Here is a 16,133-nt window from a genome sequence, read left to right as displayed (position 1 = left end):
CACGACAGTCGAGACGAAAGCTGACCGATTCTGTGAAAGACAGCGTATCATTTTGAGGCTAGATTGTGGCGCGTTTCTTAAAATTGGAGGGAAACCGGGGTGTCTGAGGCGATTGTGCATAGTTTGGAACCAATCACCCTTGTCGGGGCGGGATTGGTCGGGAAAACCGATTTTGACACCTGTCGCCGCCTTGCACCGCGTGTTGTTGCGGCGGATGGCGGGGCCTTGCATTGCCTTGAATACGGGGTGATGCCCGAGGCGGTTATCGGCGATATGGACTCGTTGGAGGGGGCCGGGGTGGAGGGCATTCCGCAGGATCGCCTGCATGTGGTGTTTGACCAGAACCGGACCGATTTCGACAAGGCCCTGCATAGTATAAGGGCGCCGCTGGTGATCGGGATGGGGTTCAGTGGGGCGCGGCTGGATCACCAGCTTGCCTGTTTCAACGCGCTGGTGCGCAACTGTGATCATCGCTGCATCCTGCTGGGTGACACGGATATTGCCTTTCTCGCGCCGCCGTCGATTGATCTTGATCTGGAAGAAGGCGAGCGGGTCTCGCTGTTTCCGATGGGGCTGGTTGAAGGGGTGTCGGACGGGCTGCACTGGCCGATTGGCGGGCTGACCTTTACGCCGGACGGGCGTGTGGGAACATCGAACCGCGCGACGGGGGCGGTGTCGCTTCAGTTCACGGCACCGAAGATGCTGATCATCCTGCCGCGTGACTGTCTGGGACGGGCGGTTGAGGCGTTGCTGACGCAATCCGCGACATGGCCCGCTCTCTGAAGACGATATAAAGACCGGCGGCCATGGTCACGCAAATACCGATGGCGGCGAGGCCATTGGGCAGGTCGGAGAAGATAATCCAGCCGATCAGCGTGGCGAAGGGGATCTCGAGGTATTGCATCGGTGCCAGCGTGGCCGAGGGGGCATAGCGCAGCGACCATGTCATCAGGAGGTGGGCGAGGGTGCCGAGTGCGCCGATGAACAGGAGCATCGCCGTGGTGCTGGTGTCGGTCCAGACGATCGCGGTTTCGGGCATGTTGATATGCGGGCCGATCAGCAGGAACGGCAGGATCATGAGCGAGGCCATGGTGCCGCTGACGGCCTGAAGGCTGATCGGGTCGGTTTCCTTGGCGATCTGGCGGGTGACCAGCATGAACAGCGAAAAGACCACCGCCACCACGAGGGGCAGGAGGGCGGGCAGGCCGACCTCGGCAAAGCTCGGCTGGATCACCATGAGGGTGCCGACAAAGCCGACAACGCAGGCCAGGATGCGGCGCAGGCCGACTTCTTCGTCGAGGACGAACTTGCCAAGCAGCAGCATCAGGAAGGGCATGACGAAGGCGATGGCCACGGCATCGGCCAGCGGCAGGAAGCGCAGGGCGGCGAACATGGCGCCAATGCCGATGATATGCAGGACGGTGCGGATGATCATGAGATTGAAGGTGCGGCGGCGCATTCGCCATGGGCGGTTGGTGGCGGCAACGACGGGGATCAGCAGCAGTGCCTGAATGCCGAAACGCACCAGAAGCAGTTGGCATAAGGGAACGAGTTGACCCAGGATCTTCGCAACAGCGTCTCCTAAAGGGGCAAGCACACAAAAACCAAGCATCAATAAAATGCCGAGGAGAGGTCGATCCTGAGCCATGGGGTGACGCTAATCCGAAACAGTTGCGCGGTTCAATCCTGAGCTTAGCAATGTGACCCAGCGTAAATCACGAAAAAAACGGGCCGGTACGAAGACCGGCCCGACAGGGAGTGAGCTCGGTCTATGGATCAACACCGAGCATCGGGGAACTTTTGGCGATCAGATCGCCAGGTATTCTGCGCGCAGCTCTTCGTTCGAGAGCACTTCCTCGGCAGAGCCGTCAAAGACGATGCCGCCGGTATCGAGGATCACCGAACGGTCGGCGAGTTCGAGGGCGCGGACCGCGTTCTGTTCAACGAGGATCGTGGTGATGCCCTGTTCCTTGATGATGCGCAGGGTTTTCTCGATTTCGTCGACGATCACGGGGGCGAGGCCTTCGTAGGGTTCGTCGAGCAGCAGTACCTTGATGTCACGCGCAAGCGCCCGTGCAATCGCCAGCATCTGCTGTTCACCACCAGACAGCGTGACGCCTTCCTGCTTGCGGCGTTCGCCGAGACGCGGGAAGAGATCGTAGAGGCGTTCAATCGACCAGCCGATAGGCGGTGCGATTTGCGCCAGTTGCAGGTTCTCTTCCACGGTCAGGCCGGGGATGATGCAACGATCTTCGGGCACCAGGCCGATTCCGGCGGCGGCGGCCTCATGGCTTTTCATGAGGTGCAGCGGCTGGTGGTCGAGCCAGATTTCACCGTGGGTGACCTGCGGGTCATCCATGCGGGCGATCGAGCGCAGGGTCGATGTCTTGCCAGCGCCGTTGCGGCCCAGAAGCGCGAGGATCTCGCCTTCGTGCACGTTGAACGAGATGTTCTGCACGATGTAGCTTTCGCCGTAGTAGCTTTCCATGTTCCAGACGGAGAGGAAGGCGGGGGCGGTTTCGGCCAGGTTGTGGCCCTTGGAGAAGTCGGGTTTGACGTTCATTTGGGTCTCTCCTGATTATGCCGTTTCGCCCAGGTACGCTTCGCGCACCTTGGGATTGCCGCGGATGTTTTCCGGATCGTCTTCGACGAGGGGAGTGCCCTGCGCCAGAACGGTGATCCGGTTAGCCAGCGAGAACACGACGTGCATGTCGTGTTCGATGATCGCGATGGTGATGTCGCGTTCGTCGCTGATCTGCTTGAGCAGGTCGATGGTGTTGTTGGTATCGGCCCGCGCCATACCGGCGGTGGGTTCGTCCAGAAGCAGCAGGCGCGGCTCCTGGGCGAGGCACATGCCGATCTCGAGGCGGCGTTTGTCACCACGCGACATGGCAGCGGCGTGCATGTCACGCTTGTCGGCCATGTTCATTTCCTCAAGCATGTGCTCGGCCCGTTCCACGATGTCCTTTTCGTCCATCATGTTTTCGATGGCGTGCATACGGAAGGCACCGTCGCGCTTGGCGAAACAGGGGATCATCATGTTTTCCATGACGCTGAGTTCGCCGAAGATCTCGGGTGTCTGGAACACGCGGGAAATGCCCATCTGGTTGATCTCGTAGGGGCTGCGGCCCAGCACCGACTGGCCGTCGAACATGACAGAGCCGGTGTCGGGGATGAGTTTGCCCACGAGGCAGTTCAGGAGGGTCGACTTGCCGGCGCCGTTGGGGCCGATGATGGCGTGGACGGAGTTTTCCTTCACGCTCAGGTTGACGTCGCTCAGAGCCTGGAGGCCGCCGAACCGTTTGCCAACATCTTTGACTTCAAGAATGCTCATCAGTCGTTCTCCTTATTCAGCGGGTTCGGTTTTGGCGGTTTCGGTGTCATCGGCCTTTTTGCCTTTGATGGCTTTGCGGATGCGTTGACCACCTTCGACCAGGCCACCGGGCAGGAAGATCACGACGAGCATGAACAGGATGCCGAGGGTCAGGTGCCAGCCTTTGCCGATGAAGGGGTGGATGATGAAGACAACGAAGTCTTCAAGACCATCGGGCAGGAATGCGAACCACTGGTGCAGGATGTTGTCGTTGATCTTCGAGAAGATGTTCTCGAAGTACTTGATGAAGCCCGCGCCCAGAACCGGACCGATCAGGGTGCCGGTGCCGCCGAGGATGGTCATCAGAACAACTTCACCCGATGCGGTCCACTGCATACGCTCGGCGCCTGCCAGCGGGTCCATCGAGGCCATCAGGCCGCCTGCGAGACCAGCGTACATGCCGGAGATCACGAAGGCTGCCAGCGTGTAGGGACGCGGGTTGAGGCCGGTGTAGCTCAGGCGGTTCTGGTTCGACTTGATCGCGCGCAGCATCATGCCGAAAGGCGACCGGAAGATGCGGATCGACAGGTAGAAGGCGAGGATCATGATCAGCGCCGAGAAGTAGTAGCCGACGTTGAAGGTGAAGACCCATCCGGCGATTTCCAGATCCGTGCTGCTGCGCATTTCCATGCCGAAGAGGCTTGGAACCGGGATGTTGCCGCCTGCGGTCTGGCTTGCGCCAAGGATACGCGGGTCGTTCAGGGTCAGTTGCAGGCCGGTTTCACCGCCGGTGATCGGGGTCAGAACCGAATAGGCCAGTGCAAACATCATCTGGGCGAAGGCGAGCGTCAGGATCGAGAAGTAGATGCCCGAGCGACGCAGGCTGACGTAGCCGATGACGACTGCGAAGAGGCCGGCGACGATGACCGCGAGCACGATGGCGGGCAGCACGTTCATGCCGAGGATCTTGAACATCCAGACCGCGCCGTAGGAGCCGATGCCGAGGAAGGCAGCGTGGCCGAAGGAGAGGTAGCCGGTGAGGCCGAAGAGGATGTTAAAGCCGATGGCGAAGATCCCGAAGATCACGAAACGCTGCATCAGGTCCGGATAGCCTGCGTTGAACTGTGCCATCGCCGAGCCTTCGGGGAAGGGGTTCAGGATGAAGGGTGCAAACAGGGTCAGCACCACAACGATCAGCAGGAGGGAGGTGTCTTTTTTGTTGAGACCCAGCATGAGTTATTCCTCCATCACGCCTTTGCGACCCATCAGGCCACGCGGACGCGTCAACAGAATGATAATGGCAACCAGGTAGATGATGATCTGGTTGATGCCCGGGATGAGGTCGATGATTTCGCGCATGGAGGCAAAGCTTTCGAGGATGCCCAGCAGGAAGCCTGCCAGAACCGCGCCCGGAAGCGAGCCCATGCCGCCGACAACCACAACAACGAAGGACAGCACGAGGAAGTCCATGCCCATGTGGTAGTTGGGCGAGTTGATCGGGGTGTACATGACGCCTGCGAGGCCGGCCACGGCGGCTGCGAGGCCGAACATGATGGTGAAGCGCTTGTCGATGTCGATGCCCAGGAGGCCCACGGTTTCACGGTCTGCCATGCCGGCACGCACGACCATGCCGAAGGTGGTGAATTGCAGGAAGGCAAACACACCGCCGATGATCACGACCGAGAACATGAAGTAGACCAGACGCCAATAGGGGTAGATGATGGTGTTCGGGTCGAAGCCGATCGCGGCCCCAAAGTCGAACGAGCCCTTGAAGGCGTCGGGCGCCGGGGTCGGGATCGGGTTGGCACCGAAGTAATACTTGATGATTTCCTGCAGAACGATGGCAAGGCCGAAGGTCACGAGGATCTGGTCGGCGTGCTCACGCTTGTAGAAGTGCTTGATCAGGCCACGTTCCATGATGACGCCGACCAAGAGCATGATCGGGATCGAGAACAGGATCGCAAGTGGGACGGACCAGTCGATCAGGGCGGCACCGGTTTCCGGGCCGAACCAGGCTTCGACATAGGGGGTTTTGACCTTGAGCGGGTTGCCGAGGAAGTCGGTCTTGGTCGGGTCGATCGTCTCGAAGCTCAGGTTGAGGATCTTGCTGAGGGTCACGGCACAGAAGGCGCCGATCATGAACAGGGCGCCGTGGGCGAAGTTCACCACACCCAGCGTCCCGAAGATCAGTGTAAGCCCAAGCGCGATCAGCGCGTAGGCCGAGCCCTTGTCGAGCCCGTTTAGGATTTGAAGGATTATTGCGTCCATGGTTCCCACCCGTAGGTTTTGTCTGGGGTCGCTCCGTTAGATCAGTGCCCCGATCCTTGGAATGAAAAGCCCGTCCTCCCACCCGCGAAGGGGCAGAGCGTAGCGGTGTCGCGATGCTCGATTTGGGGGCGGACAGAGAAACCGGTCGCGCCGGGGGCGCGACCGGAAGGTCCGGATTAGGCGCCCGGGTTGCAGGTGCCCAGTTCGCCGCCGAAGATCGCCGGATCGTAGGTAACCTGTGCGGTCGGGGTAACTTCGACGATTTCGAGAAGGTCGAATTCCGAAGTCGGGTTTTCCTTACCGCGCACAACCAGAACGTCTTTGAAGCACTGGTGGTCTTCCGCACGGTACAGGGTCTTGCCGTTGCCCATGCCGTCGAACTCGAAGCCTTCGAGAGCTTCTGCAACACCGCAGGGGTTGAAGGTGCCTGCGCGCTCACATGCGTCAGCGTAGAGCATGGCCTGAACGTAGCAGGTGTGTGCAGCCTGCGACGGCGGGAAGCCGTACTTGGTGCCGAACGACTTGACGAATGCCTTGGAGCCTTCGTCCTGCAGCGACCAGTGCCAGTTGGTGGAACCGTAGATGCCCTTAACGTTGGCACCGGCACCCTTAGCCATCAGGCGCGAGTAGAGCGGAACAACGATTTCGAAGTTCTTGTTGTTGACCAGCTTGTCACGCAGGCCGAACTGAACCGCGTTGGTGAGCGAGTTCACCATGTTGCCGCCGTAGTGGTTCAGAACCAGAACGTCCGCGCCCGATTGCAGAACCGGAGCGATGTAGGACGAGAAGTCGGTCTGGGTCAGCGGGGTTTTCACGGCCGCAACGGTTTCCCAGCCAAGGGCTTCGGTCGAGGTGCGAACCGCTTCCTCGGTGGTGTAGCCCCAGTTGTAGTCGGCGGTCAGGTGATAGGCCTTACGGTCGGTGCCGTAGTTGTTGGCCAGGATCGGCGCAAGCGCGGCACCCGACATGTAGGAGTTGAAGAAGTGGCGGAAGCCGTTGGCCCGCTTGTCCTTGCCGGTGGTGTCGTTCGAGTGGGTCAGGCCGGCCATGAAGATGACGCCTGCCTCTTGGCAGAGAGCCTGTACGGCAACCGCAACGCCCGAGGACGAACCGCCGGTGATCATGACAGCGCCGTCTTTTTCGATCATCGACTTGGCCGATGCGCGGGCTGCGTCCGATTTGGTCTGGGTGTCGCCGGTTACGAATTCGACTTTCTTGCCCAGGATGCCGTTACCTTGCAGCGCCTTGGACGAGAAGGTGTTCATCATGCCGCCGTCGCCGCCACCGTTCAGGTGCTCAACAGCCAGCTCGTATGCGCGCAGTTCGTCTGCACCCTCGTCCGCGTAGGGACCGGTCTGGGGCACGTTGAAGCCCAGGGTCACGGAGCCGCCGGTGGGCTCGTTGGTGTAGGCAGCAGCAGACGACGCGGTAAAGATGGTCGGAAGCGCTACGCCAGCGCCAGCGACGGCACCGGACTTGAGCACGCCGCGACGTGTCATAGTGGTTTTGGACATTTAATCCTCCCGTTTGGTAAACAATGGCGATTGGCTCCTCTTCCGCACGCCATAAGCACTTTTGTGCAAATTCATTATCGGGGAGGGATAGAAAATTCCGCAACAACTGCTTTTAGCGTAACAATTTTTTTGTAAAGTAATCCACAATACCATAGTATGCACTGTAAAGAAATTTTTCGGCGCTGCAGAAAGTCGTTGAAAACAACAAGGAAAACACCATGGCTCGCGACACTTTGACAGGCAGCCGTATTCGGGAGCGACGGGCGATGGCGGGGATACGTCAATCAGAGCTTGCGCGCGAGGTCGGTATCTCTGCCAGTTACCTCAATCTGATCGAGCACAACAGGCGCAGAATCGGCGGTAAACTCCTTGTGGACATAGCCCAGGTGCTTGGGGTGGAGCCATCCCTGCTGAGTGAGGGCGCCGAGGCGGCGTTGATCGCCACGCTGCGGGAGGCTGCTGCGGATGCGCCTTCAGTGCAATCGGAGCTGGACCGGGTGGACGAGTTTGCTGGGCGGTTTCCGGGCTGGGCAGAGCTGATTGCGGACAACCACCGCCGGGTGGGCACGCTGGAGCGGGTTGCGGCCACGCTGACCGACCGGCTGACCCACGATCCGCATCTGGCCACCTCGATGCACGAGGTTCTGACGATGGTAACGGCGATCCGCTCGACTGCGGGCATTCTGGCCGAAACCAAGGAAATTGAACCGGAATGGCGCAACCGGTTCCAGCGCAACCTGAACGAAGACAGTCAGCGGCTGGCCGAGAGCACGCAGCAGCTTGTGACTTACCTTGATGGGGCAGGGGATGTTGGGGCGAGCCTGACCTCGCCGATGGAAGAGGTGGAAATGATGCTGGCCGAGCACAATTACCGCTTTACCGATCTGGAAGAGAGTGACGAGGGGCTTGAGGCGTTCATCGAGGCGCAGCCGCAGTTGACCTCACATGCCTCGCGGGATGTGGCGCTTGGGGTGCTGCGCCAGCTTAGGCGCGATGCGGTGATGATGCCGCGGGCGAGTTTTGGCAAGGCGATGGGAGAGTGGGGGCTGGATTTCCCGCGTCTTGTAAAGGAATTCCGCGCGCCGATGGCGGCGGTCATGCGGCGGATTTCCATACTGTCCAATGATTTCTGGTCGTCGCCCATCGGGATGGTGGTCTGCGACGGCTCGGGGACGCTTATCTTTCGCAAGCCGGTCGAGGGGTTCGCGGTGCCACGGTTCAGCGCGGCCTGTCCGAAATGGCCATTGTTCCAGGCCTTGAACCGGCCTTTGCGGCCGATCCACCAGACCGTGACGGTGACGGGGCGGGATGCGCGGCAGTTTGATTGCTATGCCATATCCGAGACCATTGGGCCGCTCGAATTCAACGAAGACCCGCTGTATCACGCTTTCATGCTGGTGGTGCCGATCGAGGGGGATGCAGGGGCAACGCGGGAGGTTGGCTCAACCTGTCGGGTATGTCCGAGCCTTGACTGTGTCGGCAGACGGGAACCATCCATTCTTGTTGATGGGATTTGACTTGGCTTTTTGGTGCGGGCAGTTAAGATCGGCGGGCGCGGCCGTAACATCGGTTGAGGCAGGGAGGGTATAATGTATGGGAAAGAGCGTTCTTCTGATTGAGGACGAGCCGAACATTATTGAGGCGATCAGTTTCATCCTGTCGCGGGATGGCTGGGCTGTTTCCACGCATTCGAACGGGCATGATGCAGTTGACGTCGTGCGTGGTGCGGTGCCCGATATTCTTATTCTCGACGTGATGCTGCCGGGCAAGAGCGGGTTCGACATCCTGCGCGAATTGCGTGAAACCCACGGACCCGAGAGCCTGCCGGTGCTGATGCTGACCGCGCGTGGCCAGTTGAAGGATCGCGAAATGGCGGAAAAGGCCGGTGTGAACCGGTTCATGACCAAGCCGTTCTCCAATGCTGAAGTGCTTGAGGCGGTGCGCGACCTGGTCGACGCATGAGCAAGCGGCAGACTTCCGTTTTCTTGCAAAGGCGAAACTATCGCCGCAGGCGCCTTGTTGACCTGATCCGCATGATGCCGGTGATTGGCACTCTGCTCTGGGCGGTGCCACTGTTGTGGCCGACGGGTGAAGATGGCGGCGTGACCACGTCAAAGGCGCTGGTTTACGTATTTCTGGTGTGGTTCGGGCTGGTGGTTGTCACGGCGCTGTTGTCGCGGCTGGCGTTGACGGCGCAGGTGGATGAGAACCTCAAGGACGGCTAGATGGCGACGCTCAACATACTTGTGGCGGTCTGCCTGATCTACGTGATTTTCCTGTTCGTGGTGGCCTTTGCCGCCGAACGCGAGGCGCGACGGGGTAAGGGCGGGTGGCTGCGGTCGCCGCTGGTCTATACGCTGTCGCTGTCGATTTACTGTACTGCGTGGACGTTCTACGGGGCGGTAGGTTATGCTGCGCGGTCGGGGCTTGAATACCTGACCATCTATATCGGCCCGAGCCTTGTGATGATTGGCTGGTGGTGGGTCCTGCGCAAGCTGGTGCGGATCGGCCGGGCACAGCGGGCGACCTCGATTGCCGACCTGATTTCCTCGCGATATGGCAAGTCTAACCTGCTGGCGGTGGGGGTGACGATCCTCGCCGTGATCGGAACCACGCCCTATATTGCGCTTCAATTGCAATCGGTTACGCTTAGTTTTGCGGTGTTTTCCGACGCCGGATCGACCTTTGAGGCGCTGGCGGATCAGGAAAGCACGGCGCTGTTGGTCGCGATGGGGCTGGCGTTGTTCACGATCCTGTTCGGCACCCGGAACCTTGACGTGAACGAACGCCATCACGGTGTGGTCATGGCCATCGCGGTGGAGGCCATCGTAAAGCTTTTTGCGCTCTTGGCGGTTGGGGTGTTCGTGGTCTGGGGCGTTGGTGGGGGCCTGTCAGAGACACTGGACAAGATCGATGCCTCGAAGATCGGCATGTGGGAGATGCGTGGAGATCGCTGGGCCTCGCTGATCTTCTTGTCGGCGGCGGCCTTTCTGTGCCTGCCGCGCATGTTCCAAGTGATGGTGGTGGAAAACGATGATGAAAGCCACCTGCGCACCGCATCCTGGGCGTTTCCGGCCTATATCATGGTGATGAGCCTGTTCGTGGTGCCGATCGCGGTGGTGGGGCTGGACCTGTTGCCGGAAGGATCGAACCCTGACCTCTTTGTTCTGACGCTGCCGCTGGCGACGGGGAACGAGGGGCTGGCGATGCTCTCTTTCCTTGGTGGGTTTTCCTCGGCGACGTCGATGGTGATCGTGGCGGCGCTGGCGTTGTCGACGATGGTGTCGAACCATATCGTGATGCCGATCTGGCTGACGGCGACAGGTGGCGGAGCGACGGTTTCGGGCGACGTGCGTAACGTCGTGATCCTGGCGCGGCGGTTCTCGATTGCCGGGGTGGTGTTCCTTGGATTCCTGTATTTCCAGCTTTCGGGTGGCGGCAACGCGCTGGCCTCGATTGGTCTTGTTTCCTTTGCTGGTGTGGCGCAGTTCCTGCCGGTGTTGCTGGGCGGGGTTTTCTGGCGGGGCGCGACACGCAACGGGGCCTTTGCTGGGTTGACTGTGGGGTTCATGGTCTGGGCCTATTGCCTGATGCTGCCAAGCTTCGGCCCCGGCGTTCTGATCCCGGAAACCGTTATGGAGCACGGGATCTTCGGGATTGATTGGCTGCGGCCCTATGCGTTGTTCGGGATCGAGGGAATGGATCCGCTGGTCCATGCAGTTCTGTGGTCTATATCGCTGAATTCAGTTGTGTTTTTCCTTGCGTCCCTGATCGGGTTTCCAACCCCGCTTGAGCGTTTACAGGGCGCGCAGTTCGTGAATGTTTACGAACACACGGAGAACCTCCAGAGCTGGAGCGGCAGCTTTGCGCAGAGTGAAGACCTGATGGTGATGTCGCAGCGTATTCTTGGTGCTCGCGAGGCGCAGATCCTGTTTGAAAGCGAGGCCCAGCGGCAGGGTGTGGGCGGTTACCTGCCCGAGCCCAGCCCGGATTTCCTGCTGGTGCTGGAGCGGGAGTTGTCGGGGTCGGTCGGGGCGGCGACGGCCCATGCGATGATTGGCCAGATTGTTGGCGGCGCTTCGGTTTCGGTGGAAGACCTGATGGCGGTGGCGGATGAAACCGCGCAGATGATGGAGTATTCCAGCCGTCTTGAGGCCAAGTCGGAAGAGCAGAGCCGGACTGCGCGGCAGCTGCGGCAGGCCAACGAGAAGCTGACCGAGATTTCGGTGCAGAAGGATGCCTTCCTGAGCCAGGTGAGCCACGAGTTGCGCACACCGATGACCTCGATCCGGGCGTTCTCGGAAATTCTTCGGGACAGCGAGCGGCTGAGTGAAGTCGAGAAGGTCAAATATTCCTCGATCATCCATGACGAGGCGTTGCGTCTGACGCGGCTTCTGGATGACCTGCTGGACCTGAGTGTGCTTGAAAACGGGCAGGTGAACCTGAACGTGCAGACCGGTGATCTGGGCGCGCTTCTGGATCATGCGCTGGCCTCGGCGCTGACTGGTGCGGGCAGTGATGGCTTTACCGTGCGCCGGGATCAGGTCAAGGAGGCGGTGGCGCTGAATACCGATTTGGATCGCCTGAGCCAGGTGTTCATCAACCTGATCGCCAACGCGCGCAAATACTGTGATGCAGAGGCGCCCGCGCTGACCATTCGTGTTGTGCAGAACGGGGCCTCGGTGCTGGTGGATTTCGTGGACAACGGGTCGGGTATTTCCAAGAAAGATCAGGCGGTTATCTTTGAGAAGTTCGCGCGGGTCGGGGAGATGAAAGCCGGCGGCGCGGGGCTTGGGCTGGCGATCTGCCGCGAGATCATGGCGCGGCTTGGCGGGTCGGTGAACTATCTGCCGGGACAGGGCGGTGCTGCGTTTCGGGTGATCGTTCCAAGGACGTTGCGCAAGGCGGCGGAATAGGGGTGTTGTAAAGCCTCTGGTAACCTCGTGTGCCTAGACTGGGGTGATACTCGTGTCAGGCAGCAGGCAATGACGGAACAGGACGAAAAATCGGTCTTGCGAAAGATGGCGACGCCCAAGGGCAGCGCGGGAACGGTGCGGGCCGTGCCGGTGGCGCGGCTGATGCGGCGCGCGCTTGAGACGGCGGCGCAGGACAGCCTTGGGGTGCCGCTCGAGGTGCGGTCGGTGCGGCAGTCATCGGTCAAACACGAGGACCTGCGTGAACTGTTTGCCGGTTTTGGGTTCATGGCGCTTCTTGAGGGGAGGCCCGCCGCAGGTGTCGCGATCGAAACCCCGGTGTTGGGTGGCGTGGTCGAGCATCAGACCATCGGCACCGTGTTGCCGCAAGGCGCGGGCGAGCGGCTGCCGACACGGGTGGATGCGGCGTTGATGGCACCGCTTCTGGATGATGCGCTGGCGCGGTATTCGCAGAGCCTCGAGACGGCGGATACGTCGTTCTGGGGGCGCAACTATGCCTTCGGGGCGATGGTGCCAGAGGCGCGAACACTTGTTCTGGCGCTGGGGGACGGGTTGTATCACCTGTTCGAGATGGAGGTGTCCCTTGCCGGTGGCGCGCGCGAAGGACGCCTTGTCATGGCCTTTCCCGACCATGTGGAACCAGCAGAGGAGCAAGAGGGCGGGGATGCGGCGTCAGAGACCGTGCGGCAGGGCGTGCTTTCGGCCCATGTGACGCTGGATGCGGTGCTGGCGCGGGTGCAGCTTCCGCTTTCGCAGCTTCAGGGCCTCGCGGTTGGCGAGACGATCCCGCTTGAGGCCGGCGTGCTGGATCGGACCTGGCTTGTGATGGAAGAGGGGGGCGTGTCGGCGCAGGTCACGCTTGGCCAGATGAACGGCGCGCGGGCTGTGCGGCTGATCGGGCAGGCCGGACGGGGCGAAGAGGGCGGTGAAAGAGATGCGACGGCCTTCGTGCAGATGCATGAAGAGGCGCGGGTGGCCGAACCTGACCTGTCGGATTTGCCGGAGGTGGCCCTTGATATGCCGATGATGGATCTTGAGACTGGTATGGAAGACGGCGAAGCCCTCGATGATCTGGAAGATCTGTTATCGGGAGAGGGCTTGGCCGAAGATGATATCGCCTTAACCGCCTGACGCGAGCGAGGCGATGCGCGGTGCGAGCGGACGCATGTCATAGCCGCCCTGTGCAGCGGCGTTGACGATTTCGTCAACGGTGAGGGTATCGGCGTGACCCAGCGACCAACACACCGTCGAGCGGGTGCCGGATGCGCAATAGGCCAGAACCTTGCCGGGGGCCTCTTCCAGCGTCTTGCGTTGCAGGGCGCAGCGGTCGGGCGTCATGGTGTCATGGGTCAGAGGGTTGACCACGAAGGTCAGCCCGGCCGCCGTTACCGCGTCACCGATGGCATCGGCCTGATGGGAGGGCGGAACCTCGGCATCGGGGCGGTTGCAGATGACATGTGTGAACCCTGCGTCGGCGAGGGCGGCAACGTCCTCGGCCGAGATTTGCGGGGCAACGAAGTATCGGGGCGTGATCTGACGAATATCCATGATGCTCTCGATTACTCGGCTGGAACCGCCTTGTCCAGTTGCGAGCGCACCATCGGCGCGGCCCACATCCCGGCCAGCATGGCCACGAGGAAGACCCAGTGCGGCCAACCGCCATAAGACAGAGAGGCAACGGCCGGTCCGGGGCAGAGGCCGGCGAGGCCCCAGCCGGCCCCGAAGAGGACCGAGCCCAGAACGAGGTTGCGGCCGATTTTGGGTTCCGGCGGGGTGGGGAACTCTCCGCCGACGATGGGGCGGCGGCCCTTGGTGAGCATCCAGGCGATGGCCATGGGCAGGATTGCCCCGCCCATCACGAAGGCAAGGGTCGGATCCCAGGTGCCGAAGACATCAAGCCAGCCCTGTACCTTGGTGGTGTCGGTCATGCCGGAGACGAAGAGGCCGGCACCGAACAGGCCACCCGCGATGAAAGCAAACACAAGGCGCTGCATCAGATCACCCCCAGAATGTGACGGAAGAGGACCACGGTCAGGCCACCTGCCATGATGTAGAAGACGGTGGCGACCATGCCGCGCAGCGACAGGCGCGAGATGCCGCAGACCCCGTGTCCGGAGGTGCAGCCATTGGCGATACGGGTGCCGATGCCGACAAGGAGACCCGCTGCAACCAGCACGGCGAGGTTCTCGCTGGCGTGGGTTTCGAAGGGGCGGTAGAGCGGTTTCAGCACGTTCGGCAGCAGGAAGACCCCGATCAGAAAGACAATGCGTTCCATGGCCGAGCTGCGGCCCGAGCCATCGACAAGGCCGCCGATGATACCGCTGGCGCCCATGACGCGCCCGTTGGCAAGAAGGTAGACGGCACCGCCGGTGCCGATCAGGAGGCCGCCAACCAGCCCCCAGATCCAATCAACTGGGATAGATTCAAACATCGCATTTCCTCTTGGTCCTGATGCGAGACTATGAGGTGGCGCGCCCTATCCGCATTTGGACGCGCCACCGGTGTGTTTTGGGAAAGGGGTCAGAGTTTGTTGACCGGCACTTTCAGGAAGACATCGCCCTTTTCATCCGGTTCGGGCATCTGGCCAGCACGCATGTTGACCTGAAGCGAGGGGATGATGAGCTTGGGCATGTCGAGGGTGGCGTCGCGTGCGTCGCGCATTTCGACAAAGGCGTCCTTGTCCTTGCCCTCGCCAACGTGGATGTTGCGCGCCCGCTGTTCCGCGACGGTGGTTTCCCACGCGTATTCATCGCGACCCGGGGCCTTGTAGTCGTGGCCCACGAAGATACGGGTCTCGTCGGGCAGGGCGAGGATCTTCTGGATCGACTGGTACAGGATCTCGGAGGAGCCACCGGGGAAATCGCAGCGGGCGGTGCCGAAATCGGGCATGAAGAGGGTGTCGCCCACAAAGGCGGCATCGCCAATCACATAGGTCAGGCAGGCGGGGGTATGGCCCGGGGTGTGCAGCACGTCGCAGCGCATCTGGCCGATCATGATGCTGTCGCCCTCGGTGAAGAGCTGGTCGAACTGCGAGCCGTCGCGCTGGAACTCGGTGCCTTCGTTGAAGACCTTGCCGAAAGTGTCCTGAACGATGGTGATGTTCTTGCCGATGCCGATCTTGCCGCCCACCTGTTCCTGGATATAGGGCGCGGCGGAGAGGTGATCGGCGTGGACGTGGCTTTCAAGCAGCCATTCGACGTTGAGGTTGTTGTCCTTGACGTAGGCGATGACCTCATCGGCCGAGGCGGTGCTGGTGCGGCCTGACGAGTAGTCGAAGTCGAGCACGCTGTCGATGATGGCGCAGGATGCGCCTTCGGGGTCTTTTACCACGAACGAGATCGTGTTCGTCGCATTGTCAAAAAAGGCGGTTACTTCTGGCGTCATCGAGAATCCTCCGTTTGCAGAAAGACATATATTATTTTGCGCATATGTATCAAGAGGAAGTGTTGCGTTGACCTATATCAATGCCAGATCAACCGGAACGTGTCAGTCTGTGGGCGCATTTTGAGGAAGACGTGATGACCGATGTAACGACCCGCAAAAAAGCCCTTTTGAAGCGCCTGTCGGAGCTGGATGAAAGGCTGCACCTGATCGAGGAAGAGTTGGACGCACCCAACTCGAAAGATTGGGAAGAGATGGCTGTCGAGCGGGAAGGCGACGAAGTTCTCGAGCAGTTGGGCCAGAGTGGCCAAGATGAGATTCTGCGTATTCGTGCAGCACTCAAACGCATTCGTGACGGAGAATACGGCATTTGCGTGCGTTGTGGGGACGACATCTCGGCTGAAAGGTTGGATGTGCTGCCTGATGCGCCATTGTGTAAGAATTGCGCGGCTGCAACGGCCGGGTGAGTTGGTTTTTTGAGGAGGAACCAAGAAAATGACTATTGAAGACCTTCTGGCCAAGGCCGAAGCCCTGTTGCCGGAAATCGAAGCAGCAGAGGGTGATGAGCGGTACAACCTGCACCAGGACCTGCACCGACTTTTGGAAAATATTCGTATACGCGGCGGCAAAGTTCCGGCGCATCTGCGGACCCGCGACCTTGAACTGGTCGACGAGGAAGTGGAAGACGCATTCGACAACATGCCGATCTGATCGGATCGGCAG

The 16,133-nt window shown here is 60.7% G+C and carries 18 protein-coding genes; 8 read left to right on the top strand and 10 right to left on the bottom strand.

Annotated elements, in window-relative coordinates:
• Positions 1–99: 99 nt before the first annotated feature.
• Positions 100–783, top strand: coding sequence for a thiamine diphosphokinase (locus ABWV42_RS02030; protein ID WP_353338681.1), 684 nt, complete (start codon positions 100–102; stop codon positions 781–783).
• On the opposite strand, the gene ABWV42_RS02025 is transcribed toward ABWV42_RS02030, so the two are convergent.
• From ABWV42_RS02025 to ABWV42_RS02000, 6 genes are all read right to left on the bottom strand, one after another.
• A complete protein-coding gene (locus ABWV42_RS02025) occupies positions 707–1,648 on the bottom strand; it encodes a DMT family transporter (RefSeq protein ID WP_353338680.1) in 942 nt (313 codons plus the stop codon). The two genes, ABWV42_RS02030 and ABWV42_RS02025, sit on opposite strands and share 77 nt — an antisense overlap.
• Before the next feature lie 159 nt (positions 1,649–1,807).
• Positions 1,808–2,563 (bottom strand): ABC transporter ATP-binding protein, encoded by a 756-nt coding sequence (locus ABWV42_RS02020; protein ID WP_255105520.1) that lies wholly within the window; start codon positions 2,561–2,563, stop codon positions 1,808–1,810.
• A 15-nt stretch (positions 2,564–2,578) separates the two neighbouring features.
• Positions 2,579–3,334, bottom strand: coding sequence for an ABC transporter ATP-binding protein (locus ABWV42_RS02015; RefSeq protein WP_255105522.1), 756 nt, complete (start codon positions 3,332–3,334; stop codon positions 2,579–2,581).
• Between the two features lie 12 nt (positions 3,335–3,346).
• Entirely contained in the window at positions 3,347–4,546 is a 1,200-nt protein-coding gene (locus tag ABWV42_RS02010) for a branched-chain amino acid ABC transporter permease (RefSeq protein WP_255105523.1), read from the bottom strand.
• 3 nt (positions 4,547–4,549) lie between these two features.
• Positions 4,550–5,581, bottom strand: a complete 1,032-nt coding sequence (locus tag ABWV42_RS02005) for a branched-chain amino acid ABC transporter permease (RefSeq protein ID WP_353338679.1) — start codon at positions 5,579–5,581, stop codon at positions 4,550–4,552.
• Between the two features lie 176 nt (positions 5,582–5,757).
• Positions 5,758–7,095, bottom strand: a complete 1,338-nt coding sequence (locus ABWV42_RS02000) for a substrate-binding protein (RefSeq protein WP_255105527.1) — start codon at positions 7,093–7,095, stop codon at positions 5,758–5,760.
• A gap of 218 nt (positions 7,096–7,313) precedes the next feature.
• Between ABWV42_RS02000 and ABWV42_RS01995 the strand changes: the two genes are divergently transcribed.
• From ABWV42_RS01995 to ABWV42_RS01975, 5 genes are all read left to right on the top strand, one after another.
• A complete protein-coding gene (locus ABWV42_RS01995; protein WP_255105529.1) occupies positions 7,314–8,612 on the top strand; it encodes a helix-turn-helix domain-containing protein in 1,299 nt (432 codons plus the stop codon).
• A 76-nt stretch (positions 8,613–8,688) separates the two neighbouring features.
• Positions 8,689–9,057, top strand: a complete 369-nt coding sequence (locus tag ABWV42_RS01990; protein WP_255105531.1) for a response regulator transcription factor — start codon at positions 8,689–8,691, stop codon at positions 9,055–9,057.
• 71 nt (positions 9,058–9,128) lie between these two features.
• The gene (locus ABWV42_RS01985; protein WP_353338678.1) at positions 9,129–9,320 is read left to right on the top strand and encodes a hypothetical protein; all 192 of its coding nucleotides are present in this window, start codon (positions 9,129–9,131) and stop codon (positions 9,318–9,320) included.
• Positions 9,321–12,011, top strand: a complete 2,691-nt coding sequence (locus tag ABWV42_RS01980) for an ATP-binding protein (RefSeq protein WP_353338677.1) — start codon at positions 9,321–9,323, stop codon at positions 12,009–12,011.
• A gap of 69 nt (positions 12,012–12,080) precedes the next feature.
• Complete coding sequence (locus ABWV42_RS01975; RefSeq protein ID WP_353338676.1) at positions 12,081–13,160, top strand: FliM/FliN family flagellar motor switch protein; 1,080 nt, start codon at positions 12,081–12,083, stop codon at positions 13,158–13,160.
• Here the strand turns inward: ABWV42_RS01975 and ABWV42_RS01970 are convergent.
• The 4 genes from ABWV42_RS01970 to ABWV42_RS01955 form a co-directional block, all read right to left on the bottom strand.
• Positions 13,149–13,577, bottom strand: coding sequence for a protein tyrosine phosphatase family protein (locus ABWV42_RS01970; protein WP_255105535.1), 429 nt, complete (start codon positions 13,575–13,577; stop codon positions 13,149–13,151). The genes ABWV42_RS01975 and ABWV42_RS01970 overlap by 12 nt on opposite strands.
• Positions 13,578–13,588: 11 nt before the next feature.
• A complete protein-coding gene (locus tag ABWV42_RS01965) occupies positions 13,589–14,023 on the bottom strand; it encodes a DUF6691 family protein (RefSeq protein WP_353338675.1) in 435 nt (144 codons plus the stop codon).
• Positions 14,023–14,448 (bottom strand): YeeE/YedE family protein, encoded by a 426-nt coding sequence (locus ABWV42_RS01960; RefSeq protein WP_353339504.1) that lies wholly within the window; start codon positions 14,446–14,448, stop codon positions 14,023–14,025. Before ABWV42_RS01960 ends, ABWV42_RS01965 begins: the two co-directional genes overlap by 1 nt.
• 101 nt (positions 14,449–14,549) lie before the next feature.
• On the bottom strand, positions 14,550–15,413 hold the full coding sequence (locus ABWV42_RS01955) for an MBL fold metallo-hydrolase (protein ID WP_255105541.1): 864 nt from the start codon (positions 15,411–15,413) through the stop codon (positions 14,550–14,552).
• A gap of 134 nt (positions 15,414–15,547) precedes the next feature.
• On the opposite strand from ABWV42_RS01955, the gene ABWV42_RS01950 reads away from it, so the two are divergent.
• Both ABWV42_RS01950 and ABWV42_RS01945 read left to right on the top strand, forming a co-directional pair.
• The gene (locus tag ABWV42_RS01950; protein WP_255105544.1) at positions 15,548–15,877 is read left to right on the top strand and encodes a TraR/DksA family transcriptional regulator; all 330 of its coding nucleotides are present in this window, start codon (positions 15,548–15,550) and stop codon (positions 15,875–15,877) included.
• 28 nt (positions 15,878–15,905) lie between these two features.
• The gene (locus tag ABWV42_RS01945) at positions 15,906–16,121 is read left to right on the top strand and encodes a hypothetical protein (RefSeq protein WP_353338674.1); all 216 of its coding nucleotides are present in this window, start codon (positions 15,906–15,908) and stop codon (positions 16,119–16,121) included.
• Positions 16,122–16,133 lie beyond the last annotated feature (12 nt).

This window comes from Pelagimonas sp. KU-00592-HH (assembly GCF_040369695.1).
Taxonomy (GTDB): Bacteria; Pseudomonadota; Alphaproteobacteria; order Rhodobacterales; family Rhodobacteraceae; genus Shimia.
This window is presented reverse-complemented; position numbering and strand designations above follow the sequence as displayed.

Excerpts from the sequence above, each read along its gene's own strand:
- ABWV42_RS01955 (WP_255105541.1), bottom strand. The coding sequence starts at position 15,413 with ATGACGCCAGAAGTAACCGCCTTTTTTGACAATGCGACGAACACGATC.
- ABWV42_RS02025 (WP_353338680.1), bottom strand. The coding sequence starts at position 1,648 with ATGGCTCAGGATCGACCTCTCCTCGGCATTTTATTGATGCTTGGTTTT.
- ABWV42_RS02000 (WP_255105527.1), bottom strand. The coding sequence starts at position 7,095 with ATGTCCAAAACCACTATGACACGTCGCGGCGTGCTCAAGTCCGGTGCC.
- ABWV42_RS01980 (WP_353338677.1), top strand. The coding sequence starts at position 9,321 with ATGGCGACGCTCAACATACTTGTGGCGGTCTGCCTGATCTACGTGATT.
- ABWV42_RS01995 (WP_255105529.1), top strand. The coding sequence starts at position 7,314 with ATGGCTCGCGACACTTTGACAGGCAGCCGTATTCGGGAGCGACGGGCG.
- ABWV42_RS01975 (WP_353338676.1), top strand. The coding sequence starts at position 12,081 with ATGACGGAACAGGACGAAAAATCGGTCTTGCGAAAGATGGCGACGCCC.
- ABWV42_RS01985 (WP_353338678.1), top strand. The coding sequence starts at position 9,129 with ATGATGCCGGTGATTGGCACTCTGCTCTGGGCGGTGCCACTGTTGTGG.
- ABWV42_RS01965 (WP_353338675.1), bottom strand. The coding sequence starts at position 14,023 with ATGCAGCGCCTTGTGTTTGCTTTCATCGCGGGTGGCCTGTTCGGTGCC.
- ABWV42_RS01950 (WP_255105544.1), top strand. The coding sequence starts at position 15,548 with ATGACCGATGTAACGACCCGCAAAAAAGCCCTTTTGAAGCGCCTGTCG.
- ABWV42_RS02010 (WP_255105523.1), bottom strand. The coding sequence starts at position 4,546 with ATGCTGGGTCTCAACAAAAAAGACACCTCCCTCCTGCTGATCGTTGTG.
- ABWV42_RS02020 (WP_255105520.1), bottom strand. The coding sequence starts at position 2,563 with ATGAACGTCAAACCCGACTTCTCCAAGGGCCACAACCTGGCCGAAACC.
- ABWV42_RS01990 (WP_255105531.1), top strand. The coding sequence starts at position 8,689 with ATGGGAAAGAGCGTTCTTCTGATTGAGGACGAGCCGAACATTATTGAG.
- ABWV42_RS01970 (WP_255105535.1), bottom strand. The coding sequence starts at position 13,577 with ATGGATATTCGTCAGATCACGCCCCGATACTTCGTTGCCCCGCAAATC.
- ABWV42_RS02005 (WP_353338679.1), bottom strand. The coding sequence starts at position 5,581 with ATGGACGCAATAATCCTTCAAATCCTAAACGGGCTCGACAAGGGCTCG.
- ABWV42_RS02015 (WP_255105522.1), bottom strand. The coding sequence starts at position 3,334 with ATGAGCATTCTTGAAGTCAAAGATGTTGGCAAACGGTTCGGCGGCCTC.
- ABWV42_RS01945 (WP_353338674.1), top strand. The coding sequence starts at position 15,906 with ATGACTATTGAAGACCTTCTGGCCAAGGCCGAAGCCCTGTTGCCGGAA.